General features: G+C 53.7%; 23 protein-coding genes and 1 pseudogene. 11 read left to right on the top strand and 13 right to left on the bottom strand.

Translation table 11 applies throughout. The features are described from left to right. Window positions 1-21: 21 nt before the first annotated feature. Window positions 22-423 carry a lysozyme inhibitor LprI family protein gene (locus tag AC4ICF_RS08740; RefSeq protein ID WP_163328702.1) on the top strand — a complete coding sequence of 134 codons (402 nt, stop codon included), beginning with the start codon at window positions 22-24 and terminating at the stop codon, window positions 421-423. A 211-nt stretch (window positions 424-634) separates the two neighbouring features. Here the strand turns inward: AC4ICF_RS08740 and rutR are convergent, their stop codons facing one another. After that, window positions 635-1,273 (bottom strand): HTH-type transcriptional regulator RutR, encoded by a 639-nt coding sequence (gene rutR / locus AC4ICF_RS08735; protein ID WP_116340759.1) that lies wholly within the window; start codon window positions 1,271-1,273, stop codon window positions 635-637. A 245-nt stretch (window positions 1,274-1,518) separates the two neighbouring features. On the opposite strand from rutR, the gene rutA reads away from it, so the two are divergent. The 7 genes from rutA to rutG are packed head-to-tail and all read left to right on the top strand — an operon-like array spanning window position 1,519 to window position 6,953. Further along, entirely contained in the window at window positions 1,519-2,610 is a 1,092-nt protein-coding gene (rutA, locus tag AC4ICF_RS08730) for a pyrimidine utilization protein A (protein WP_116340761.1), read from the top strand. Beyond that, complete coding sequence (rutB, locus tag AC4ICF_RS08725; RefSeq protein WP_116340763.1) at window positions 2,610-3,299, top strand: pyrimidine utilization protein B; 690 nt, start codon at window positions 2,610-2,612, stop codon at window positions 3,297-3,299. The genes rutA and rutB overlap by 1 nt, the downstream gene beginning before the upstream one ends. 11 nt (window positions 3,300-3,310) lie before the next feature. Next, window positions 3,311-3,697, top strand: a complete 387-nt coding sequence (gene rutC, locus AC4ICF_RS08720; protein ID WP_008499822.1) for a pyrimidine utilization protein C — start codon at window positions 3,311-3,313, stop codon at window positions 3,695-3,697. A gap of 7 nt (window positions 3,698-3,704) precedes the next feature. Beyond that, complete coding sequence (gene rutD, locus AC4ICF_RS08715; RefSeq protein ID WP_316378887.1) at window positions 3,705-4,505, top strand: pyrimidine utilization protein D; 801 nt, start codon at window positions 3,705-3,707, stop codon at window positions 4,503-4,505. 9 nt (window positions 4,506-4,514) lie between these two features. Beyond that, window positions 4,515-5,105, top strand: coding sequence for a malonic semialdehyde reductase (locus tag AC4ICF_RS08710; protein ID WP_163328696.1), 591 nt, complete (start codon window positions 4,515-4,517; stop codon window positions 5,103-5,105). A 12-nt stretch (window positions 5,106-5,117) separates the two neighbouring features. Then, the gene (gene rutF / locus AC4ICF_RS08705; RefSeq protein ID WP_439209893.1) at window positions 5,118-5,609 is read left to right on the top strand and encodes an NADH-dependent FMN reductase RutF; all 492 of its coding nucleotides are present in this window, start codon (window positions 5,118-5,120) and stop codon (window positions 5,607-5,609) included. Between the two features lie 21 nt (window positions 5,610-5,630). Next, complete coding sequence (gene rutG, locus AC4ICF_RS08700; RefSeq protein WP_192983046.1) at window positions 5,631-6,953, top strand: pyrimidine utilization transport protein G; 1,323 nt, start codon at window positions 5,631-5,633, stop codon at window positions 6,951-6,953. Window positions 6,954-7,011: 58 nt separating this feature from the next. Here the strand turns inward: rutG and AC4ICF_RS08695 are convergent, their stop codons facing one another. The 4 genes from AC4ICF_RS08695 to AC4ICF_RS08680 form a co-directional block, all read right to left on the bottom strand. After that, window positions 7,012-7,512, bottom strand: a complete 501-nt coding sequence (locus AC4ICF_RS08695) for a GNAT family N-acetyltransferase (protein ID WP_316379294.1) — start codon at window positions 7,510-7,512, stop codon at window positions 7,012-7,014. 27 nt (window positions 7,513-7,539) lie between these two features. Next, a complete protein-coding gene (locus AC4ICF_RS08690; protein WP_316378885.1) occupies window positions 7,540-7,809 on the bottom strand; it encodes a type II toxin-antitoxin system TacA family antitoxin in 270 nt (89 codons plus the stop codon). A 61-nt stretch (window positions 7,810-7,870) separates the two neighbouring features. After that, window positions 7,871-8,788 carry a DMT family transporter gene (locus AC4ICF_RS08685; protein WP_439209870.1) on the bottom strand — a complete coding sequence of 306 codons (918 nt, stop codon included), beginning with the start codon at window positions 8,786-8,788 and terminating at the stop codon, window positions 7,871-7,873. Window positions 8,789-8,906: 118 nt separating this feature from the next. Further along, window positions 8,907-9,077 (bottom strand): con-10 family general stress protein, encoded by a 171-nt coding sequence (locus AC4ICF_RS08680; protein ID WP_023311077.1) that lies wholly within the window; start codon window positions 9,075-9,077, stop codon window positions 8,907-8,909. A 390-nt stretch (window positions 9,078-9,467) separates the two neighbouring features. On the opposite strand from AC4ICF_RS08680, the gene wrbA reads away from it, so the two are divergent. After that, window positions 9,468-10,064, top strand: a complete 597-nt coding sequence (gene wrbA / locus AC4ICF_RS08675; RefSeq protein ID WP_041910554.1) for an NAD(P)H:quinone oxidoreductase — start codon at window positions 9,468-9,470, stop codon at window positions 10,062-10,064. 20 nt (window positions 10,065-10,084) lie between these two features. Beyond that, complete coding sequence (locus AC4ICF_RS08670; protein ID WP_014883300.1) at window positions 10,085-10,312, top strand: YccJ family protein; 228 nt, start codon at window positions 10,085-10,087, stop codon at window positions 10,310-10,312. Window positions 10,313-10,345: 33 nt separating this feature from the next. Here the strand turns inward: AC4ICF_RS08670 and agp are convergent, their stop codons facing one another. After that, window positions 10,346-11,587 (bottom strand): bifunctional glucose-1-phosphatase/inositol phosphatase, encoded by a 1,242-nt coding sequence (gene agp, locus AC4ICF_RS08665; RefSeq protein WP_116340774.1) that lies wholly within the window; start codon window positions 11,585-11,587, stop codon window positions 10,346-10,348. Between the two features lie 397 nt (window positions 11,588-11,984). On the opposite strand from agp, the gene AC4ICF_RS08660 reads away from it, so the two are divergent. Beyond that, window positions 11,985-12,548 (top strand): OmpH/Skp family outer membrane protein, encoded by a 564-nt coding sequence (locus tag AC4ICF_RS08660; protein WP_316378883.1) that lies wholly within the window; start codon window positions 11,985-11,987, stop codon window positions 12,546-12,548. A 189-nt stretch (window positions 12,549-12,737) separates the two neighbouring features. Here AC4ICF_RS08660 and AC4ICF_RS08655 read toward each other — a convergent pair whose 3' ends face one another. From AC4ICF_RS08655 to AC4ICF_RS08625, 7 genes and pseudogenes are all read right to left on the bottom strand, one after another. Next, window positions 12,738-13,292: a hypothetical protein gene (locus AC4ICF_RS08655; protein ID WP_116340778.1), complete on the bottom strand. Its 555-nt coding sequence runs from the start codon at window positions 13,290-13,292 to the stop codon at window positions 12,738-12,740. 29 nt (window positions 13,293-13,321) lie between these two features. Then, window positions 13,322-13,921 (bottom strand): LuxR C-terminal-related transcriptional regulator, encoded by a 600-nt coding sequence (locus AC4ICF_RS08650; RefSeq protein ID WP_116340780.1) that lies wholly within the window; start codon window positions 13,919-13,921, stop codon window positions 13,322-13,324. Between the two features lie 28 nt (window positions 13,922-13,949). Further along, entirely contained in the window at window positions 13,950-14,855 is a 906-nt protein-coding gene (locus tag AC4ICF_RS08645) for a hypothetical protein (RefSeq protein ID WP_439209869.1), read from the bottom strand. A gap of 10 nt (window positions 14,856-14,865) precedes the next feature. Continuing rightward, window positions 14,866-15,639, bottom strand: coding sequence for an OmpA family protein (locus tag AC4ICF_RS08640; protein WP_316378881.1), 774 nt, complete (start codon window positions 15,637-15,639; stop codon window positions 14,866-14,868). Between the two features lie 50 nt (window positions 15,640-15,689). Next, window positions 15,690-20,384 carry a YadA-like family protein gene (locus AC4ICF_RS08635; RefSeq protein WP_491466215.1) on the bottom strand — a complete coding sequence of 1,565 codons (4,695 nt, stop codon included), beginning with the start codon at window positions 20,382-20,384 and terminating at the stop codon, window positions 15,690-15,692. Window positions 20,385-20,699: 315 nt separating this feature from the next. Then, window positions 20,700-21,182: pseudogene (locus AC4ICF_RS08630) on the bottom strand (ESPR-type extended signal peptide-containing protein); the annotation flags it as partial. Window positions 21,183-21,445: 263 nt separating this feature from the next. Continuing rightward, entirely contained in the window at window positions 21,446-21,970 is a 525-nt protein-coding gene (locus tag AC4ICF_RS08625) for an OmpH/Skp family outer membrane protein (RefSeq protein WP_302220777.1), read from the bottom strand. Between the last annotated feature and the right edge of the window lie 36 nt (window positions 21,971-22,006).

Raw genomic sequence — 22,006 nt, 5'->3', positions numbered from 1 at the left:
CCTTATTTTATTGGGGAGTATATGAAACGATATCTTATCGCCGGTGCCGCACTGCTGCTGAGCGCCAGCGCGCTGGCCAACGAGTGCGACAAAGCCACCACCCAGCTTGAAATGAATACCTGTAGCGCGCAGCAGTACCAGGCTGCCGATAAAAAGCTCAACCAGACCTATCAGGCCGCCATTAAACGTGCAGCGGCTCCCCAGCGCGACCTGCTGAAAAAGGCGCAGCAGGCCTGGATTGCCCTGCGCGACGCGGACTGCGCGTTTATCGGTTCGGGGACGGAAGGCGGGAGCGTCCAGCCAATGATTGTTAACCAGTGCCTGGCGGAGAAAACCGTGGAGCGTGAAGCGTTTCTGGCCTCTCTGATGCAGTGTGAAGAGGGCGACTTAAGCTGCCCCCTCACCCCGGCCCTCTCCCCATAGGGGCGAGGGAGAAAAGACAGCTCAGAGCAGTTCCCTCTCTCCATAGGGGCGAGGGCTAAAAGACAGCACAGAACAGTCCCCTCTCCCCATAGGGGCGAGGGAGAAAAGACAGCTCAGAGCAGTCCCCCTCTCTCCATAGGGGCGAGGGCTAAAAGACAGCACAGAACAGTCCCCTCTCCCCTTTGGGGAGAGGGTTAGGGTGAGGGGAGAACTAGCGCGCGCGGATCCCTTCAATAATCATCCGCTGCACGTTTTCCAGCGTACTCTGGAAAAACGCCTCGTCCTGGAGCGTTTTGCCGGTCACCGCCTCAACCTGGGCCGCAAAGTCAGCGTAATGCTGGGTGGCGGCCCAAATCATAAAGATCAGGTGCTGCGGGTCGACCGGGGCCAGCTTACCGCTGGCTACCCATCCGGCAATAATCGCCGACTTATCGTCAACCAGCTGCTTTAAATCTCCGGTTAATTCCGCCTGCAGCAGCGGCGCGCCCTGTAGCATCTCAAGACAGAACAGCCTTGATGCCTGCGGGTAATCGCGCGACACCTCCAGCTTCAGGCGAATATACTCTTCGATCGCCACCAGCGGGGCCAGCTCTTCACGGAAGGCCTTCAGCGGTGCCAGCCAGATATCGAGGATCTGCTGCATCACCGCCACGTACAGCGCCTCTTTCGACGGGTAATAGTAGAGCAGATTGGTTTTGGATACCCCGGACTGCTCCGCCACCTGCTCCAGGCGCGTGCCGTGAATGCCAAACTGCGAAAAGGTCTCCAGCGCCGCGCTGAGGATCGCCTGCTTCTTGGCGCTCACCGCCTGCGAACGTTTACCTGGTGTTTTCACTGCGCCTTGTGCCATTCCCGCTCTCCTTATTCTGCGTTGCCCTCAGCATAGCAAAACCCCCGTCTCGCCACGACATTCTGCACTCCCATCGCGCATGAATGCCTGTTTTCTGTGCAACGTTTTTGACCAGTTAGTCCACATTTGCCGACATCAATTCCCCAACCTCTGATTAACACATTAATAACACAGCCATTTTCAAAACTGGCACCGCCTTTGCAAAACCACCGTTACACCTGCGACGTAATGAAGAGAGGTTCGTGATGAAAATTGGCGTATTTGTACCCATCGGCAACAACGGCTGGCTTATCTCGACCACTGCACCGCAATACATGCCGACCTTCGAGCTCAATAAAGCCATCGTGCAGAAAGCGGAGCACTACCATTTCGACTTTGCGCTTTCGATGATCAAGCTGCGCGGCTTTGGCGGCAAAACCGAATTCTGGGATCACAACCTGGAGTCCTTTACCCTGATGGCCGGGCTGGCCGCGGTCACCTCGCGGATCCAAATCTACGCCACCGCCGCCACCCTCACCCTACCGCCCGCGATCGTGGCGCGCATGGCGTCCACCATCGACTCCATCTCCGGCGGGCGCTTTGGCGTTAACCTGGTCACCGGCTGGCAAAAACCGGAGTACGAGCAGATGGGGCTCTGGCCGGGTGATGATTACTTCTCCCGGCGCTACGACTACCTGACCGAATACGTGCAGGTGCTGCGCGATCTGTGGGGCACCGGCAAAAGCGATTTCAAGGGCGACTTCTTCACCATGAACGACTGCCGCGTCAGCCCGCAGCCGTCGGTGCCAATGAAGGTGATTTGCGCCGGTCAAAGCGACGCGGGGATGGAATTCTCCGCCAAATACGCCGACTTTAACTTCTGCTTCGGTAAAGGGGTCAACACCCCTGCCGCCTTCGCCCCGACCGCCGCGCGGATGAAAGAGGCCGCCGACAGGACCGGGCGCGACGTGGGCTCCTACGTGCTGTTTATGGTCATTGCCGACGAAACCGACGAGGCCGCGCGCGCCAAATGGCAGCGCTATAAGGATGGTGCCGACGAGGAGGCCCTGAGCTGGCTTACCGAGCAGAGCCAGAAAGATACCCGCTCCGGCGCGGATACCAACGTGCGCCAGATGGCCGACCCGACCTCTGCCGTCAATATCAACATGGGCACCCTGGTTGGCTCGTATGCCAGCGTCGCCAGAATGCTTGACGAAGTGGCGGCCGTGCCCGGTGCCGAGGGCGTCCTGCTTACCTTCGATGATTTTCTCACCGGCGTGGAGACCTTCGGCGAGCGCGTCCAGCCGCTGATGCAGTGCCGCGCCCACATCCCTGCCGTCACGAAGGAGGTGGCGTAATGACGACCCTTAACGCACGCCCCGAAGCCATCACCTTTGCGCCTGAGCAGAGCGCGCTGATCGTGGTGGATATGCAAAACGCCTACGCCAGTAAAGGCGGCTATCTGGACCTGGCGGGGTTCGACGTCTCCGCCACAAGGCCTGTGATCGAGAACATCAAAACCGCCGTCGCCGCCGCGCGCGAAGCGGGGATGCTCATCATCTGGTTTCAGAACGGCTGGGATGACCAGTACGTCGAGGCCGGCGGCCCCGGCTCGCCCAACTTCCACAAGTCGAACGCCCTGAAAACCATGCGCAGGCGGCCCGAACTGCAGGGCAAGCTGTTGGCAAAAGGCGGCTGGGACTATCAGCTGGTGGACGAGCTGGTACCGCAGGCGGGTGATATCGTCCTGCCGAAACCGCGCTATAGCGGCTTTTTTAACACCCCGCTCGACAGCCTGCTGCGCAGCCGGGGCATTCGCCATCTGGTCTTCACCGGGATCGCCACCAACGTCTGCGTGGAGTCGACCCTGCGCGACGGCTTTTTCCTCGAATATTTTGGCGTGGTGCTGGAAGACGCGACCCATCAGGCCGGGCCGGAATTCGTCCAGAAAGCGGCCCTGTTCAATATCGAAACCTTTTTTGGCTGGGTCAGTAACGTCAGTGATTTTTGCGACGCCCTGACTCCCCCGCTCGCCCGTATCGCCTGAGGAGACACCTGATGCCAAAATCCGTGATTATTCCGCCGGGGACCAGCACCCCGATTGCCCCGTTTGTTCCCGGCACCCTCGCCGACGGCGTGGTGTATGTCTCCGGCACGCTGCCGTTTGATAAAGACAACAACGTGGTGTTTATCAACGACCCAAAGGCGCAAACCCGCCACGTGCTGGAGACGATCAAAACCGTGATCGAAACGGCGGGTGGCACCATGGAGGACGTGACCTTCAACAGCATCTTTATCACCGACTGGAAAAACTACGCCGCGATTAACGAGATTTACGCCGAGTTCTTCCCCGGCGATAAACCGGCCCGGTTCTGCATTCAGTGCGGGCTGGTGAAGCCGGACGCGCTGGTTGAAATCGCCACCGTTGCGCACATCGCGAAGTGAGGCAGCCATGAAACTCTCCGTCTCGCCGCCCCCGTATGAGGGCGCGCCAGTAGTGGTCTTTATTTCCGGTCTCGGCGGCAGCGGCAGCTACTGGCTGCCCCAGCTGGTCGCGCTGGAGCCGGAGTATCAGGTGGTGTGCTATGACCAACGGGGAACGGGCAATAACCCCGACACCCTGCCGGAAGGGTACAGCCTTGCGCAGATGGCGGACGAGCTGGCCCAGGCGCTGGCTGATGCCGGGATTGCCCGCTACAGCGTCGTGGGTCACGCGCTGGGGGCGCTGGTCGGCCTGCAGCTGGCCATCGACAGGCCCGAAGCACTCACCGCGCTGGTGTGCGTCAACGGCTGGCTGACCCTCAACGCCCACACCCGCCGCTGCTTTCAGATCCGCGAGCGCCTGCTGCATTATGGCGGCGCCCAGGCGTGGGTCGAGGCGCAGCCGCTGTTTCTCTACCCGGCGGACTGGATGGCGGCCCGCGCGCCACGCCTGGAGGCAGAAGAAGCGCTGGCTCTGGCCCATTTCCAGGGCAAAACCAACCTGCTGCACAGGCTCAGCGCCCTGAAAAAGGCCGACTTCAGCCGACATGCCGCGCGCATTCGCTGCCCGGTACAGATCATCTGTTCCGCCGACGACATGCTGGTGCCCTCTGTCTGCTCGTCCGAGCTGCAGGCGGCGATCCCGCACAGCCACAGCGCGGTAATGCGCCAGGGCGGGCATGCCTGCAACGTTACCGAGCCGGACACCTTTAACACCCTGCTGCTGAACGGGCTTGCCAGCCTGCTGCACAGCCCTGAACCCGCTTTATAAGGAGCCTTGATGAGCGAAGCCATTACGCCCGCTGCGCTGGAAACCCTGTTTACCAGCGCCCGCACCCACAACGGCTGGCTGGATATTCCGGTCAGCGACGAGACGCTGCGCGAGATCTACCATCTGATGAAATGGGGGCCAACCTCCGCCAACTGCTCCCCGGCACGGATTGTGTTTGTGCGAAGCGCAGAGGGAAAAGAGAAGCTGCGCCCGGCGCTCTCCAGCGGCAACCTGGAGAAAACGCTCACCGCCCCGGTTACGGCAATTGTCGCCTGGGACGGTGAATTCTACGAGCGCCTGCCTGAACTGTTCCCGCACGGCGATGCCAGAAGCTGGTTTACCGCAAGCCACGCGCTGGCGGAAGAGACCGCCTTTCGCAACAGCTCAATGCAGGCCGCCTACCTGATTTTCGCCTGTCGCGCCCTGGGGCTGGACACCGGCCCGATGTCGGGCTTTGACCGCCAAAAGGTTGACGAGGCCTTTTTCACCGGCACAACGCTTAAAAGCAATCTGCTGATCAACATTGGCTACGGCGATACCCGCAAACTCTACGGGCGCCTGCCGCGCCTGGCCTTCGACGATGCCTGCGGACTGGCGTAAGGAGCGATCGTGATGACACCGGATAAACAAACCTTTCGCGACGCCATGGCCTGCGTTGGCGCGGCGGTCAACATCATCACCACCGACGGCCCGGCGGGGATGGCAGGCTTCACCGCCAGCGCGGTGTGCAGCGTCACGGATTCACCGCCTACCCTGCTGGTGTGCCTGAACCGCGGCGCGTCCGTCTGGCCAACGTTTAGCGAAAACCGCACCCTTTGCGTGAATACCCTGAGCGCCGGGCAGGAGCCTTTATCTAATTTGTTTGGCGGGAAAACGCCGATGGAGGAACGCTTTTCCGCCGCCCGCTGGCAGACGGGCGACACGGGCTGCCCGCGCCTGGAGGATGCGCTGGCCTCGTTTGACTGCCGCATCAGCCAGGTGGTGAGCGTCGGTACCCACGATATTCTGTTTTGCGACATTGTTTCGATTGTTCGCCACCCCGCGCCGCAAGGGCTGGTGTGGTTTGACCGCGGCTACCACGCGCTTATGCGACCCGCCTGTTAACCCGCTCTAAGGAGACAGACCATGTTCGGATTTCCCCACTGGCAGTTGAAATCGACCTCCACAGAAGCAGGCGTGGTCGCGCCGGATGAACGCCTCCCGCTCGGGCAGACGATGGTGATGGGCGTTCAGCATGCGGTCGCCATGTTTGGCGCCACGGTACTGATGCCAATGCTGATGGGGCTGGACCCCAACCTCTCTATTCTGATGTCGGGTATCGGCACGCTGCTGTTCTTTTTCGTCACCGGCGGGCGCGTGCCCAGCTATCTCGGATCCAGCGCCGCCTTTGTCGGCGTTGTCATCGCCACTACCGGGTTTAACGGCCAGGGGATCAACCCCAACCTGAGCGTGGCCCTCGGCGGCATCATCGCCTGCGGTCTGGTGTACACCCTGATTGGTCTGGTGGTGATGAAGATCGGCACGCGTTGGATCGAACGGATGATGCCCCCCGTCGTGACGGGCGCCGTGGTGATGGCGATTGGCCTGAACCTTGCGCCAATTGCGGTAAAAAGCGTCTCCGCCTCGCCGTTTGAAAGCTGGATGGCGGTGATCACGGTGCTGTGCATTGGCCTGGTGGCGGTATTTACGCGGGGGATGATCCAGCGGCTGCTGATTCTGGTCGGGCTGATTGTTGCCTGTCTGGTTTATGCGCTGCTGGCCAACGTTTTTGGCCTCGGCAAGCCGGTTGATTTTACTCTGCTTCACCAGGCCGCCTGGTTCGGCCTGCCGAAGGTGACCTCACCCACCTTTAACACCCAGGCGATGATGCTTATCGCCCCGGTGGCGGTGATCCTGGTGGCGGAAAACCTGGGGCACCTGAAAGCCGTCGCGGGAATGACCGGGCGCAGCATGGACCCGTACATGGGCCGCGCGTTCGTCGGCGACGGGCTGGCGACTATGCTCTCCGGTTCCGTGGGCGGCAGCGGCGTCACCACCTATGCCGAAAACATCGGCGTGATGGCGGTAACCAAAGTTTACTCCACGCTGGTCTTCGTGGCGGCGGCGGTGATGGCGATGCTGCTCGGCTTCTCACCGAAGTTCGGCGCGCTGATCCACACCATTCCGTCACCGGTCATCGGCGGCGCGTCGATTGTGGTGTTCGGGCTGATCGCCGTGGCCGGCGCGCGTATCTGGGTGCAGCATCGGGTCGACCTCAGCCAGAACAGCAACCTGATCATGGTGGCCGTCACGCTGGTGCTGGGCGCGGGCGATTTTGCCCTGACGCTGGGCGGGTTTACGATTGGCGGAATTGGTACGGCGACCTTCGGCGCGATCCTGCTTAACGCCCTGCTGAGCCGCCGGATGGCCGCTGCGCCGCAGGGCGAGGTGGTACATCAGGATTCGTGAAATCGATATGTCGGGTGACGGCTACGCCTTACCCGACCTGCATGCTCCTTAAGAGCGATCACGCCTGCTCAAACAGCCGTTCGATAGATTTTGTCGGGAAGAACAAAGAATGGCTGTTTTCACCTGTCAGCGGGATAAACCCCTGCTTCAGATAAAATCGTTTTGCCTGCTCGTTAAGGGCATCAACAAATATTCCGTGTACTCCCACAGCCTGTGATGCCCGGTAGACAACGCGCATAGCATGCGCAACGAGCGTTGCTCCCCACTCGTTTCCCTGTAGTGTTTTATCTATAGCCAGACGTCCCAGCGTCACGCTGGGTACGTTGATATAAGGGATCCGGCGCTGCTGCGTCTTAGAAGGAAGCATCGCTCTTTCAAAGCAGCTCCCCGATAACGTGTAATAACCCAGGACGCGCGGACGATCGCGCTCTTTAAGCAGGTAGGCTCGTAAAATACGCCCATTGTGCTGACGCACCAGGTGTTCTGCAAGGAAGGCATTTAGCGAGGGTTCACCACAATCAAAATCCTCAAAGTCGTAATCGGTTCCCTCAGATAACATTTCGATCGTGAGATTTGCCACGACGCTTCACTCCATGTTTCGAAGACGTTTTGCTGCTCGTTTCAGGCGTTCATTTGGCTCAGGCGGATTGTCGATGGCATCCATCACCGCATTCCATGAGGCTTCGTTTAATACGAGACGACGGTGCTGCTCGATGACCTCAGCAGCACGCTCTGACGCGCTGTTCACCATAAACTGGGTGATGGTCTGGTTCGTCATCGCCGCCGCTTCTTCAATCATTATTTTGTCTTCGTCCGTTAAGCGAAGATCGATACGCTGTTTTTTAAGTGCTGGCATGGTTTACTTCACCGTGTACGGTATTTATCCGTACATATCCTAAGTAACGTTGCGCTTTTTTTCAATCTAAACCTTTTTCAGCAGTCAAATGACTCGCTTCACGCCGACGCTTTCTGATCTTTATCTCGCTCACCAGCACCCCGGCGACAATAAATGCCGCGCCCACCAGCGCGAGCAGCGGTAAACGCTCACCGGCAATACGTCCGAAAATCCCCGCCCAGACCGGTTCTCCGGTATAAATCACCGTCGCGCGGGTTGGCGATACGCTGCGCTGCGCCCAGTTCATGGTGACCTGAATAATGGCGCTAAAAATACCCAGCCCCAGCGCGACCACCACCAGCCCGGTGGAGATCGGCGGTACGGACTCCCCTGCCGGCACCATCGTCGCAAACGCCACCAGCGACGCGGTGGCGAGCTGCACCACCGTCACCCGTTTGACGTCGACCTTGCCCGCCCAGGCGCTAATCAGAATAATTTCCGCCGCAATGGCAATCGCCCCAATCAGGGTGATGATTTCGCCCGGCCCCAGCGCCAGCAGATTATTTTCCGGCCCGGCCAGCAGGATCAGGCCGATAAACGCCAGCACGATGCCAATACAGGACATCAAACCCGGAATTCTGCCGAGACAGAGCCACTGCAAAAGCGGCACCAGCGGAACATACATCGCTGTGATAAACGCGGATTTGCTGCTGGAGATGGTCTGCAACCCCCACGTCTGCAGGCTGTAGCCCATCGCTATTGCCACCCCAATCGCCACGCCCGCCTTGAGCTCTTTCAGCGTCAGGCCCCGCAGCGTTTTAAGGGATATCAGCCCCACGGCTATCGCCGCCGTCGCGAAGCGCAGGCCAACGAAAAAGAAGGGATCGCTGAGGGTCACCGCGTACTGGACGGCCAGAAAGGTCCCGCCCCAGAACATGGTGATGAGAATGAGGATAGCTTCCTGCGGTTTTACGGAAAATTTAAAGCGTGAGACGGACATGCGGCACCAGCAAGTGAGATCAATTCTCTAGTGTGCGTCGCCTTTGGTTACAGTTCAATGTTGCAGAAATAAAAAAACCGCCGGGGGAAACCCGGCGGCAGGGAGTCAACCCGGCGTGTTACTTACTGCTGCCGTGGCTGTTTTTCCCCCCTTTTTTACCAGCCTCTGATGCGCGCTGAGGGTCATTTTTGAAGTTCCCCCCGCTGTGCTGGCCACCTTTACGACCTGCTTCTGATGCTCTTTCACGGTCTTCAGCGAAATTACCTGAACCACCACGATGGTTTGCCATCTCTAACCTCCAGAGTGTGAAACATTAGACATCATATTGCATTCAGTAAAAGAGGATTCTTTCACCTCGCGGCTCAAGGACAGCGCCTTTATCTGTGCCGCGTGAAACTAAGCTTAGTGGACTGAGGCTATCCGGCAAGTCACAGGTAATATCCTGCAACATGATCTCAGTCTTTCGGGTGAGTTGACGCGACGGAGACTCATAAACCTTTCTTATCATTTCAAAAAACGGCGGCGAGAAAGTTGTTTCATTTTGCTACAAACCTGTTTACCCACCATATTGTTATAAATCAAAGAAATGCCGTTCATTTTTGCAGTCTGGCTGTGATGACATATCTTTAAAAGAACGCAGCGATCCGCTGTCAGAAAAACCAACGAGGAGTGATGCAAAATGGCAAAAGTTCTGGTGCTCTATTATTCCATGTATGGACACATTGAAACCATGGCTCACGCGGTAGCAGAAGGCGCAAACAGGGTGGACGGCGTTGAGGTTGTGGTGAAGCGCGTACCGGAAACCATGCAGGCGGAAGCCTTCGCCAAAGCCGGGGGAAAAACACAAAACGCCCCGGTCGCCACTCCGCAGGAGCTGGCGGAGTATGATGCGATTATCTTCGGCACCCCGACCCGCTTCGGCAATATGTCAGGCCAGATGCGAACCTTCCTCGATCAAACCGGCGGGCTTTGGGCGTCCGGGGCGCTCTACGGCAAACTCGCCAGCGTATTCAGCTCTACCGGCACTGGCGGCGGCCAGGAGCAGACGATTACCTCAACCTGGACTACCCTTGCCCATCACGGGATGGTAATCGTGCCGATTGGCTACGGCGCGCAGGAGCTGTTTGACGTTTCCCAGGTGCGCGGCGGTACGCCGTACGGCGCAACCACCATTGCCGGTGGGGATGGCTCACGTCAGCCAAGCAATGAAGAACTCTCTATCGCCCGCTATCAGGGTGAATACGTCGCGGGTCTCGCCAAAAAACTCAACGGCTAATACCCAACAGGAGGACAAGCATGCCAACTCAAGAATCCAAAGCCCACCGCGTGGGCGAATGGGCAAGTTTACGCAATACCTCTCCGGAGATTGCCGAAGCTATCTTTGAAGTCGCGAAGTACGATGAAAAGCTGGCGGAGCAGATTTGGGAAGAAGGCAGCGATGAAGTGCTGGTGCGCGCCTTCGAAAAAACGGACAAAGATTCGCTCTTCTGGGGCGAGCAAACCATCGAACGTAAAAACGTCTAAGCGTTTCCCCCCGCCGCAGCGGGGGGTTCTCTTTTACTTCGCCGCGTTATTCATCACCGCATTGAATTTATCGACAGGACAGAAGCCGTTCGCATCCACCGGGCAGCCCTTCAGCTCCAGCGTCACGCGCTGCGCGGGCGACTGCAGCGACAGCACGCTGGCGTTTCGCAGCTGCTCCGAGCTCTGATAGACATACTCAATTTTCATCAGCTCCTGATTGCTGTTTTTGTCATGCCAGCGCTGGAAGACAATTTTGCCGCCAATCGGGGTACGCTCCTGCTGGTCGTGCAGCTGATACGGCTTGAAATCCAGCGCGGTGAGCAGGGAAGCGATGTTCGAATCGTGCCCCACCAGCAGGGTGATTTTCGGCGCTTTTGCCTGTTCGGTGACCAGGGTTTTATCGATATATTTCACCAGCGGCTTCGCCACGTTTTGCGCCACCTCGGTCGAGGTAAACAGCGAGTCCTGATAACCGTTCTTCAGCTTCGACAGCACGCGCCACTGCTGGTCGGTTTTGATTTCGCCCCAGGCCACCTGGTCGGCCGGGAAGCCTTCGTAATACTGCAGCGTGAACGCGTCCACCAGCGAGTTACCCACCTTCAGCGGCCCGGACACGCCAGGCTCTTTTTCATAGTCGGCGCTGAAGGCATCTTTCGCGTCTGCCAGCGAGCAGACCTTTTTCTCCTTGCAGGACGGGGAATCCGCGTAGTTCGTCATCTGCTCCAGCAGCTTATAGCTTTCACCAAGCTGCATTTTCTGCCGTTCCGTCTCCATCGCCTTGAGCGCTTTTTCGCGGAATTCCGGCGAGTTGTCGGTAATCACCGGATTAAAGGTCGGGTCCATGGTGCCCATTTTTTCCTGATGATGCACGGGAACGTCGCAGCCCGGGAACGCACCGGTAATGAAGAACTGCGCGGTCGCGACGGTACGCTGCAGGCTGTTGGCGTAAGCATACACGCTATCTGCTGGCGGGCACTCTCCCGTCTTCACCATCCCCTGCTGCGCCAGCCACTCGCGCATGTAATGGCCCATATAGACTTCCAGCACGCCACCCTTGGTAGTGAGCTGACCGCCCGGCACTTCCCACTCCGGCCACTGCTTCGGCGTGGACTGCTCCAGCACACTGCCGTTATTGGCGAGCGGCGCACGCAGGTTGTGACGGCTCATGATTAACACCTGCTCCAGTTGATAGCCTTCCGGCGCGGTTTGCGCCTGTACCCCGGAGCTGAGCGCGACGCTGCTTGCCACGGCGATCGCCAGTAGTGCTTTTTTCATCCCTCATTCCTCGCTTTTTTAATCATCGTAATGAGTGTGACAGGTTTGTGACAGATTGCGCGGATGGGGGTCGCAAAGTGCGGAGTTGGGTGCGCCAGTGCAACGAAAACGGTATGAAGGATATAAAACATCAGCAGACAGGAATAATAAGAATAAAACGCTTCATTAATAAATTTCCTTTCACCAACTTACCGCGCGTGAAATGCAAGGCTATTCAGACCTTAACATGCATAAACTTCATTCTTTCAGAGCGTAGTACTGCCTCACCCTACTCTGCTGGTCAATTGTTTTTATGAAACAGGTTTTTTGAAATTTAATTCAGCATAAAAGTAATATACAAGGGCCTTCAGGCTTACCATGAAAATAATACTCAGGAAGCCACAGGATTTTATTTCACATGATCGCCCACAAACAGGGAATAAAGATGATAAATAAATCATACTCTTTTTACGCAACAACTATGGTACTACTGCTCTCTCTTTTTTCTGGCTGCGGCAAGAGCCAGGCGGAGCAGAACGTTGCTTATTTTGATCTGGCGAAGGTTATGAGTTTGCCAGAACTTAGGCAGCAGGAGAGGGCGTGGCTAGATTCAGTTATAGAAGTCGTAAAGCAAGAAGAGATAAATGCCTTGAAACGGTACGAAAATCTGGAAGAAGAAGCACGTATAGCGGCTCTGGAATCTAATGCGATAAGGCTTCATAAGCTGTTGACGACGGCCAAACGGACGGCGAAAACCAGGATTATCAACCAGGCCATTGAGACAGCCGAGGCGATCGGTAATATAAATGGATTACGCCTTGTCAGATATGGTTCTCTGATTTTGTCAGGTTCTGATGATATTGATATTACCGACCTGGTCATTAATGAATTAAAAGAGAGTAAAATTGAATTTGGTCCTCTCCCCTATTTCTCGGGTGAAACTGATTTCATCAACTATAAGGCTTCGCACTCAATGTGGTAAAAATATGCTGGAGCCTTAAGCCCTTTCGACTCCAGCAGCACCAGTATGAGGTTGGTCATGTGCCCCGTCCCGGATAACCCCGCTTCCTACGGGGGTACAAACGGTCGACTCAGAAATCCTTTGAAAGCGGGTAGGTTGACGTGCCTTGTAGGTCAGCGCCGGCGGTAATGATTGCTTACTCATCAGGCTTTAAACGGATGCGATCTTCATCTCAATCTCCTGCAGGTCGCTGTGGAAATATCCTTCCACGTCAGTCGGTTTGAAAATATTTTCCCAAATCTGGTTAATGACCTCTGGCGTGGAAACGGCAACCTCAATAAACAGTGCAAAGATAAGTGAAATCCCTTCAGGCAGATGGGTGTAAGCTCTTCGACTACATACCTGGTTAGCCCTGAACTCGATAAGAGAGATATTCTTTTTGAAGAGGAGATCAACATCTCTCTCGGTCTTCAAATCTAAAATTTCCTTGTAAAATCGGTCAGAGATAATCGCATGTTCATTTACGGTATCGGCACTCATTAACGTACAGCCAAACCTTTCACACAGATCCTTGTCCATAGCCTTTACGAGCAAACTGTTTTTTGCGTAGGTGGTAATCGGATTGAGAAACTCCTTGTTTATCAATCCCAGAATAACTTCATTCTTGGTCTTGCCTAAGGTTCTGGATATAGCACTTAGGGCGTAAAGCACATCCCTGTCTATTCCAGAAACCGTTAACTCAATGTTTTTATCTTCATCGTACATCGGATCGATCTCCCTGTTAGAGAAAATATTTACAGCTTACTGTCAGTATTTAATATCGTGTTCTTAACAATGAAAACATCAGCCAGGGTCTTGATTCCACACTTGGTGAAGACTCTATATTTGTAGGTATAGACGGTTTTCACACACATATTCAGACTTCGTGCAATATCATGAATACTCCTTCCCGCGATGATCGCATTCATGATGTATCGCTCTGTAAATGTTAAGTACAAACTTGCAAACGAAGTAATGTGATCTGAAGCTATTACCTTATTGGTTAATACATTATAGATTGCCTTCAGAAAACAATTTAAGGTATTTTTGATTAGGTAGACATTGCCTCTAACCTGAATCCTGACAATATCACGAATGATTGCGAATATAAATGACTCCCTGGTGACACTGCGGGGTGTAATAAATTCATTTACCCCATTGTAACGCACATCAATAAGGTTGATAATTCGCGAGGCCCCATGGTGCTTCGTTAACAATGCAGGGTTCTCGGCCACGGCAATCTTCAGGCCATCGCGGCTTAATTTCGGTGCGATGCGCTCCTCAATTAAGCATTTCAACCCATGCGTAAAATAGGGATTTTTGCAATGTATGGCTATGAGTATTGAACGGTTCATAAAACTTCCTGTATGGAATGAAACATAATCATTCAGCGGGTATCGTAGTCACTTTTGCGTCAGCAGCCAGATTAACGGTTATGTAATAATCTTTACCCATGATTTTCCCGTTCCCAAGCCATGGGATTTGCTGATAAGCCAGAAGAAAACCGTCACCTTCTTTTGAAAGGGAAGTCCCTTGATTATCAGTTATTTTGTACCCTGCGCTTGAGAGTTCACTCACTTCAATACCAGCAGACCGAAGTGTTTCAGCATTAATTTTAATCGCATTTAAATATTGGGCGGCGTAGCTAGCAATTGACGTATCAAGATCTTTTTTAAGCTCAGAAAAAGAATATTCAGATTTCTGTTGCAAATCATTGGCTATTAACGAATAAAACTGGGCCGTGGATTTCGCTACGGCCATTTGATCGATGGCCAGTTCGTTGAAACGTGCTTTATCCCATTCGATAGTCACGGATGGTTCCTGTTTATTGCTTTGATTCATCAGTGGCCAGAATGACCACGTTTTGCTCTTATTATTATCTGCGTCTTTCGTCTTTTTGATCTTATATGCATCCAGATTCATTTTATTGTGCAGGGAGATCGCAAGCCACGATGCACAAGCTTTTTGCTGATATTTACTGTCCCTATTCACCAGCAGCGAAAGCGGGTTCCCCGAAGCGGGAATGGAAGAGATATTGACATTATTTTTCGTCAGGATGAAATTGATCTCATCCTGACGTTTTACACCGCGGGCAAGATCGCATATGAGGCGCATCAGTGGCTTATTCTCTTTTCCATTAACAAGCGGAAAGGCGCTCTTGAGTGCATCATTGATTACCGTATAGGCCGGCATGCTGATCGTATTGAACGGTCTGTAATCCTGCTCAGCAACGGCATTCGCAGGATTTAACAGTAATTGTGATGAAATCAAGGCCACTTTTGCGCTCATATGCTATTCCTTATTTTACTTCTATTGTAATTCGACGGTTTTCAGCCAGGCAGGCGATCACGGTTGGTGATACAGGCCCTGGACACATCACGCGTGGCATCATCGATCCCATACCTTCAATCGCGATCACAGAAGGAGAAATGCCTTGTTCGATAAGAATTTCTTTTACTGCCTGCGCACGGGCCATTGAAAGCAGGTAATTTTTCTCCTGCGAACCAATTCTGTCCGTATGGCCAGTGACCTTGATACTCTGAGGCTTGTTACTCGTCTGTTGAATCTCCTCCGCAACCTGGCGAATTGTACGCACACCCTGCGGGCTTAATCTGCTCTCTGCGAAGGCGAACAAGGCTTCCGCCGAGATATCTTTATTATACGTATTGCCTTTTGTTTTTTGGCCCGCTAACGTCAGGCAATTTTCTGGTTTAAACCAGGTGCTGCCAATTTTCATACGGGAATCAAATAGAACCTTATATTGGCATGTAATTTCTTCGCCTTCAGCATTGGGAATATGGACAATGTAATCCCATTCTTTTACGCCTAATACACCCTCATTGAAATGTGGAACGCCAATCATTTCATATAAATTATGCTTGGTCATGCCGGGTTTTATTCTGGAAATATTCTCCAGCGTAACGTAACTCCCCTCTCCGACTACCGCCTGGTTTAAATCCGGGAAAATAGGTGAAGCCGTTTTTCCTGCTTTATCCACGTCGCTGATAGAGTGAGTACAGCCGACCAGCGTCATTGAAAAGGCAATGGCCAGTTTATTAATGTGCAGTTTCATTTTGTGTCCTTTAATTTTTATATTCCCCGCCCGGAGGCGGGGAAATATAATTACCACTGATAGCCTACGCCGATAGCCGCGCCAAAATCACCCTGACTGTTTGTCGAGCCAGACAATTTTGTTACCCATTTGCCGTTATCAGAAATCGTGGAAACACCTAAGGCAATGGCAGACTGCCCCTGATAGGTCCCCCCCGCCATACCGACCATGCTGGCGCCAGGAGAATAAGGCTGAGGCAGACCAGACATCGCCATCGCGCCTGCAATACCCGCGCTTAATTTATCCTTCTGGTCGTTCACCATATTTTTTAAGGCTTTGAACTGGTTGTTCGTATACTGGTTAGCATTCGCTTCCGTCTGCTTAAGCTGGCCTACGTTTACGGCATCCGTTAGTTCCGTACCGGCGGCAACGTTCGTGATTTGACGTTCCCCCCCGGCAACCCCTACGGATACTGTATTCATGCGATCGGCAACCGAGTTTGCGCCCAGGGCCACTGAGTTGGTGGCCGTAGCGGAAGAACCGTTACCCAGCGCAACGCTATTTTCCGCCGTCGAAGATGCGAGCGTGCCGATTGCCATGCTATTGCTTCCCGACGCTTTCGAGCCCGCCCCCCCTGCGACGGCGTTATTCCCTTTAACCACTGGCTTGGCGTAGTTATCGGTATTATTCACCTGGAACATCCCTTCCGTTCCGTTGGCAATATTATTCACCGTGTTGCCGATGTTGGAGACATCGCCACTGACTTCTTTCAGCTGCGCAACGTTTACCGCGTCGGTATCTTCGGTACCGGCGGCAACATTGGTAATCTGACGTTCATTATCTTTAGCGCCTACAGAAACGGTATTGTCGCGATCGGCAACGGATCCCGCACCGAGGGCGACGGAGTTGTTGGCCATCACGCTGGCGTTTTCACCTATCGCCACGCTTCCTTCGCCTGCGGCATTCGCGTTGTGGCCATTCGCAATCGCCCCACTTCCCGTTGCCTGGGCACCATTACCCGTCGCCACCGAATTATCACCCGATGCCAGGGTTCCTTGACCCAGCGCCACGGCATCGGCGCCGATCGCCATCGCTTCTGTTCCCGTCGAGTTCACCTTCAGATAGCGCATTGTCGGTACGATGCTGCCGTAGACAACGTCTTCGACGCCAATCAGACGGTTATCAATATTTTCTACCTTGACGTTGGTCGCATAAAGCTGTGAACCATTGACGGCATCGGTACTGGTTGCAGACAGTTCGCCTTCAGCCACGTTAGTGATCTTGTTGATCACCTTGCTGCCGTGGCTGGCACTGAAGGCATTCAGGGCGGGATCCCACAGTAAGGCATCATTTTGCAGGCCCTGTACATCGCCATAAATGTTCTCAATAGCGCTGTTCGTTGCGAACAGCTGCGAACCGTTGACGGCATCGGTGCTGGTCTCCGTCAGCCGCCCGGCAGCCACGTTGGTGATGGTACGCTCGCTGCCGACGTCGCCAATGCTGAGCGTGCTTTGCGGGTCTATTCCAGCAAAATAGTACTCGGTTCCTGCCAGGGTCGTTTTTTCCGTTTTAACCGCCTTCGCCGTCTTTGAGCCTGCTCCCAACGCAATATCATTATCGTTGTTAGCAACGGCGCCCATACCGATGGCAACTGAATCATCACCTAAGGCGCTGGAATCTTGCCCGGTCGATTTAGCATGGAAGTACTTCGTACCCGTGTCGTAGATATTCGTCACCCGGTTATCGACATCGCCGATAGCCTTCGTGTTTTGCGTGATATTTTGCGTATTGGTCTCAACCTGATCGTTGGTGGCCTTAAGCTGCGAACCGTTCACCGCATCGGTACTGTTATCATCAAGCTCACCATCCATGACGTTGGTGATCTTGTTGACCGCAGTGGTGCCGTGGCTGGCGCTGAACGCATTCAGAGTCGGGTCCCACAACAGCGCATCGTTCTGCAATCCGCTCACGTTGTTGTTGAGCGTATTCAGCGCTGAATTAGTGGCATACAGCTGTGAACCGTTGACGGCATCGGTGCTGGTTTCCGTCAGCCGCCCGGCAGCCACGTTAGTGATGGTACGCTCGCTGCCGACGTCGCCAATGCTGAGCGTGCTTTGCGGGTCTATTCCAGCAAAATAGTACTCGGTTCCTGCCAGGGTCGTTTTTTCCGTTTTAACCGCCTTCGCCGTCTTTGAGCCTGCTCCCAACGCAATATCATTATCGTTGTTAGCAACGGCGCCCATACCGATGGCAACTGAATCATCACCTAAGGCGCTGGAATCTTGCCCGGTCGATTTAGCATGGAAGTACTTCGTACCCGTGTCGTAGATATTCGTCACCCGGTTATCGACATCGCCGATAGCCTTCGTGTTTTGCGTGATATTTTGCGTATTGGTCTCAACCTGATCGTTGGTGGCCTTAAGCTGCGAACCGTTCACCGCATCGGTACTGTTATCATCAAGCTCACCATCCATGACGTTGGTGATCTTGTTGACCGCAGTGGTGCCGTGGCTGGCGCTGAACGCATTCAGAGTCGGGTCCCACAACAGCGCATCGTTCTGCAATCCGCTCACGTTGTTGTTGAGCGTATTCAGCGCTGAATTAGTGGCATACAGCTGTGAACCGTTGACGGCATCGGTGCTGGTTTCCGTCAGCCGCCCGGCAGCCACGTTGGTGATGGTACGCTCGCTGCCGACGTCGCCAATGCTGAGCGTGCTTTGCGGGTCTATTCCAGCAAAATAGTACTCGGTTCCTGCCAGGGTCGTTTTTTCCGTTTTAACCGCCTTCGCCGTCTTTGAGTCTGCTCCCAACGCAATATCATTATCGTTGTTAGCAACGGCGCCCATACCGATGGCAACTGAATCATCACCTATGGCGCTGGAATCTTGCCCGGTCGATTTAGCATGGAAGTACTTCGTACCCGTGTCGTAGATATTCGTCACCCGGTTATCGACATCGCCGATAGCCTTCGTGTTTTGCGTGATATTTTGCGTATTGGTCTCAACCTGATCGTTGGTGGCCTTAAGCTGCGAACCGTTCACCGCATCGGTACTGTTATCATCAAGCTCACCATCCATGACGTTGGTGATCTTGTTGACCGCAGTGGTGCCGTGGCTGGCGCTGAACGCATTCAGAGTCGGGTCCCACAACAGCGCATCGTTCTGCAATCCGCTCACGTTGTTGTTGAGCGTATTCAGCGCTGAATTAGTGGCATACAGCTGTGAACCGTTGACGGCATCGGTGCTGGTTTCCGTCAGCCGCCCGGCAGCCACGTTGGTGATGGTACGCTCGCTGCCGACGTCGCCAATGCTGAGCGTGCTTTGCGGGTCTATTCCAGCAAAATAGTACTCGGTTCCTGCCAGGGTCGTTTTTTCCGTTTTAACCGCCTTCGCCGTCTTTGAGCCTGCTCCCAACGCAATATCATTATCGTTGTTAGCAACGGCGCCCATACCGATGGCAACTGAATCATCACCTAAGGCGCTGGAATCTTGCCCGGTCGATTTAGCATGGAAGTACTTGGTTCCCTTATTGTTGATATTGTTAATCGTGTCGCCAAGGGAAGTGATATTTTGCGTGTTGGTTAATACTTTTTGGTTGGTCGCATAAAGCTGGGAACCGTTCACCCCTTCAGTACTGGTACTGTCCAGTAAAGCGTCTGCCACGTTAGTAATCTTCTTACTGCCTGCGCTAATTCCAGACGTTGTGACAGTCGGTCCGTTGGTAATAGTCAGACCCGTATTATCCAGTTTGGTATTACCTGCAGTTCCGCCGATCGTTGCGGAGGTAAATACCGGATTATCTGCCATCTGTATAATCAGGTTACCCGTCTGGTTATCAACGGTCGTACTGATATTTGCGGAAGAGAAAGACCCCGCCGTTGACGCACCGCCAACAATGTTCACCGTATCGCCCAGTGTTTTTGCCACCGTACCGGTATTACCTTTAAATGTTAACGGCGTATCTGCAAGCGTGGTAATTGCTTTAGTATTATTTTCTATATTCCTGGTATTGTTATTCACGATTTCATTAGTCGCGAACAGCTGGGAGCCATTCACTGCGTCGGTACTGGAACTATTAAGATCCCCGATAGCTACATTGGTGATCTTATTCGTTGTCGCAGTACCATGCGTAGCGCTGTAGGCATTTTTACTGGCATCCCAGAGCAGGGCGTCGTCGGCCAGAGCGTTGACGTCACCATACAGGGTGTTGAGCGCCGTGTTAGTGGCGTAAAGCTGCGAGCCGTTTACACCGTCAGTACTCGCTGCAGTCAATTGACCCGCCGCGAGATTTGTCAGCGTTCTTTCCATCCCGGATGTGCCAATACTCACTGTACTGCCGGGGGCCGCCCCCGCAAAAGAATAGCTCTTACCGCCCAGCGTGACGCTGGCAGTTTTAATTGCAGCACTCGTTACAGACCCGGATCCTAAAGCCACGGAATTGGCATTAGCTACACTGGTATTGTTGCCCAGCGCCAGACCGTTGGCAGCGGTTACTTTACCGTTATTCCCCAGCAGTACTCCACTGGCAGCTGAGACGCTACCGCTGTTTCCGAGGATCAATCCGTTAGATGCCGTAACCGCACCATTATTACCGAGGATAATACCGCCGCTGGCATTCGTAAGCTCACTCAGTTCGCCAACAGCAATACCTTTCGCGGAGTTGGATACCTTACTGGAGATCGCTTTTTGCGTTGCTACATCGAAAGTCCCGCCGCCGATAACAATTGCGCTGTCTGAATTTTCAACCGTTGCGTGTTGACCTATCACAACACTCTTGGCGGAATTATTCACTAACCCCTGACCAGAAAAAACGTAGGCGTTATGCGAATTTGTAACAGTATTCTGGAACCCCATCACAAGGCTACCGCCGTCTGTAGGCCCACCATGTAAAGAAGAGTCACTAATTTTATTCCATGAGCCAAACGTCATGCTCCTGCCCGGGGCATCAATGGTATTTTCATTACCTACTGCGAGCATATTAGAATTGTAATCATCTGCCGTTGAGGATACGGTATTTAAAAGTTGGTTATGGTAGCCAATAGAAACACCCGCATCCGTTAATACGCTTGAAGCACCCGCTCCAATTACAACGCTCTTGGTACCTCTGGCTGTAGAATTATATCCGATGGCAACAGACTCTTGTCCCAGAGCTTGCGCATTATCACCAAATGCAATTGTACGCGTGTTACCGGCCAGAGCATTTAATCCAAGTGCTACAGATAAATTTGAAGAGCGTGCACCGGTACCAATAGCGATGCTCGCATTTGCATCGGCTGTATTTGAGAGTACACAATTTCCAGCAGTTACTGTAGTCCCCCCCTTATCTTGAGTACCATTTGTGCAATATGCCCCTCCGGATTGCACAAACGCCTGAGTCTGAGGCACAAACAGCAGCCCCTGCAATGCAGCCAGTACAATATATAATTTCTTCAGACGGAATACTGCGTGCCCTTTTTCCTTAACGGCACCCACAACGCTGCTTTTACCATGAGAGGGAGAAAGTTCACTAACCGGTATTAACATTTGACGAGAACTATCCCAGACGAGTCTATATATTTTATTCATAGCTTATTCTCGATTAAAAAATCCCTGAGGGCAGAGAAATATCCCTGCCATGCGTTAGTACAGATAAATACAAACTCACAACACATGCGTGCAGATGCGTAATGCCAGGCATTGCATCGCTCATACAAAAGTGCTGTCAGACCGGATACCGCTAATATTGGTGGCTAAATAATTAACTTTATTACGTTCGTTATACTCCGCGTTAAATACCCTGAAACGCGCCAACAACGGATTGGCGCGGCCCTGTTCATCAGTTGCAGGAATTACTCCTCCTCAGAGCGAGTGACTTTAATTTCAGGCAATGGTCCAAAATTGACTTCGGTAACAGATAACGCCGCAATAACCTGATCGGTAATATCCAGGCTTTGATCGTTGGTTAGCACCAGCGAACTGTCTACCGCCAACGGATAACCCCTGGCAGTGATAACGTTTTTAACGGCCTTGTTAATTTCAAGCATCGTCGCCTGCCGGGCCAGCTGACGGTTTTTTTCAATGACCTGACGCAAAATCTGCTGATCGACCATTTTTGTCTCTCTGGCTACGTCAGCCGACAGCGTGGAGTAGAGGCTTTCAGCCTCCTGCTCAGAATTACGCACCGAATCGAGTACCGCATTCATTCGCGCCTGTTCCTGTTCACTCAGTGAGGAGGACGCAAGCACCCTGTCGGTATCAACAATCACGAACGTCGGTTTTTTGAAGTTTACAAAACACCAGCCTGTAATCAGGCCGATGATAACCAGGGTCAAAATATAGATCTTAATAAATCCAGAATTGTATTTTTTCATCATTCACACTCTTGAAATATTCGCCTTCGCATCAGCCAG

It is taken from the genome of Enterobacter sp. ECC_219_Taxon_10 (assembly GCF_058354905.1).
The sequence above is the reverse complement of the archived record's forward strand: the minus strand, read 5'-3'. Positions and strand labels throughout refer to the sequence as shown.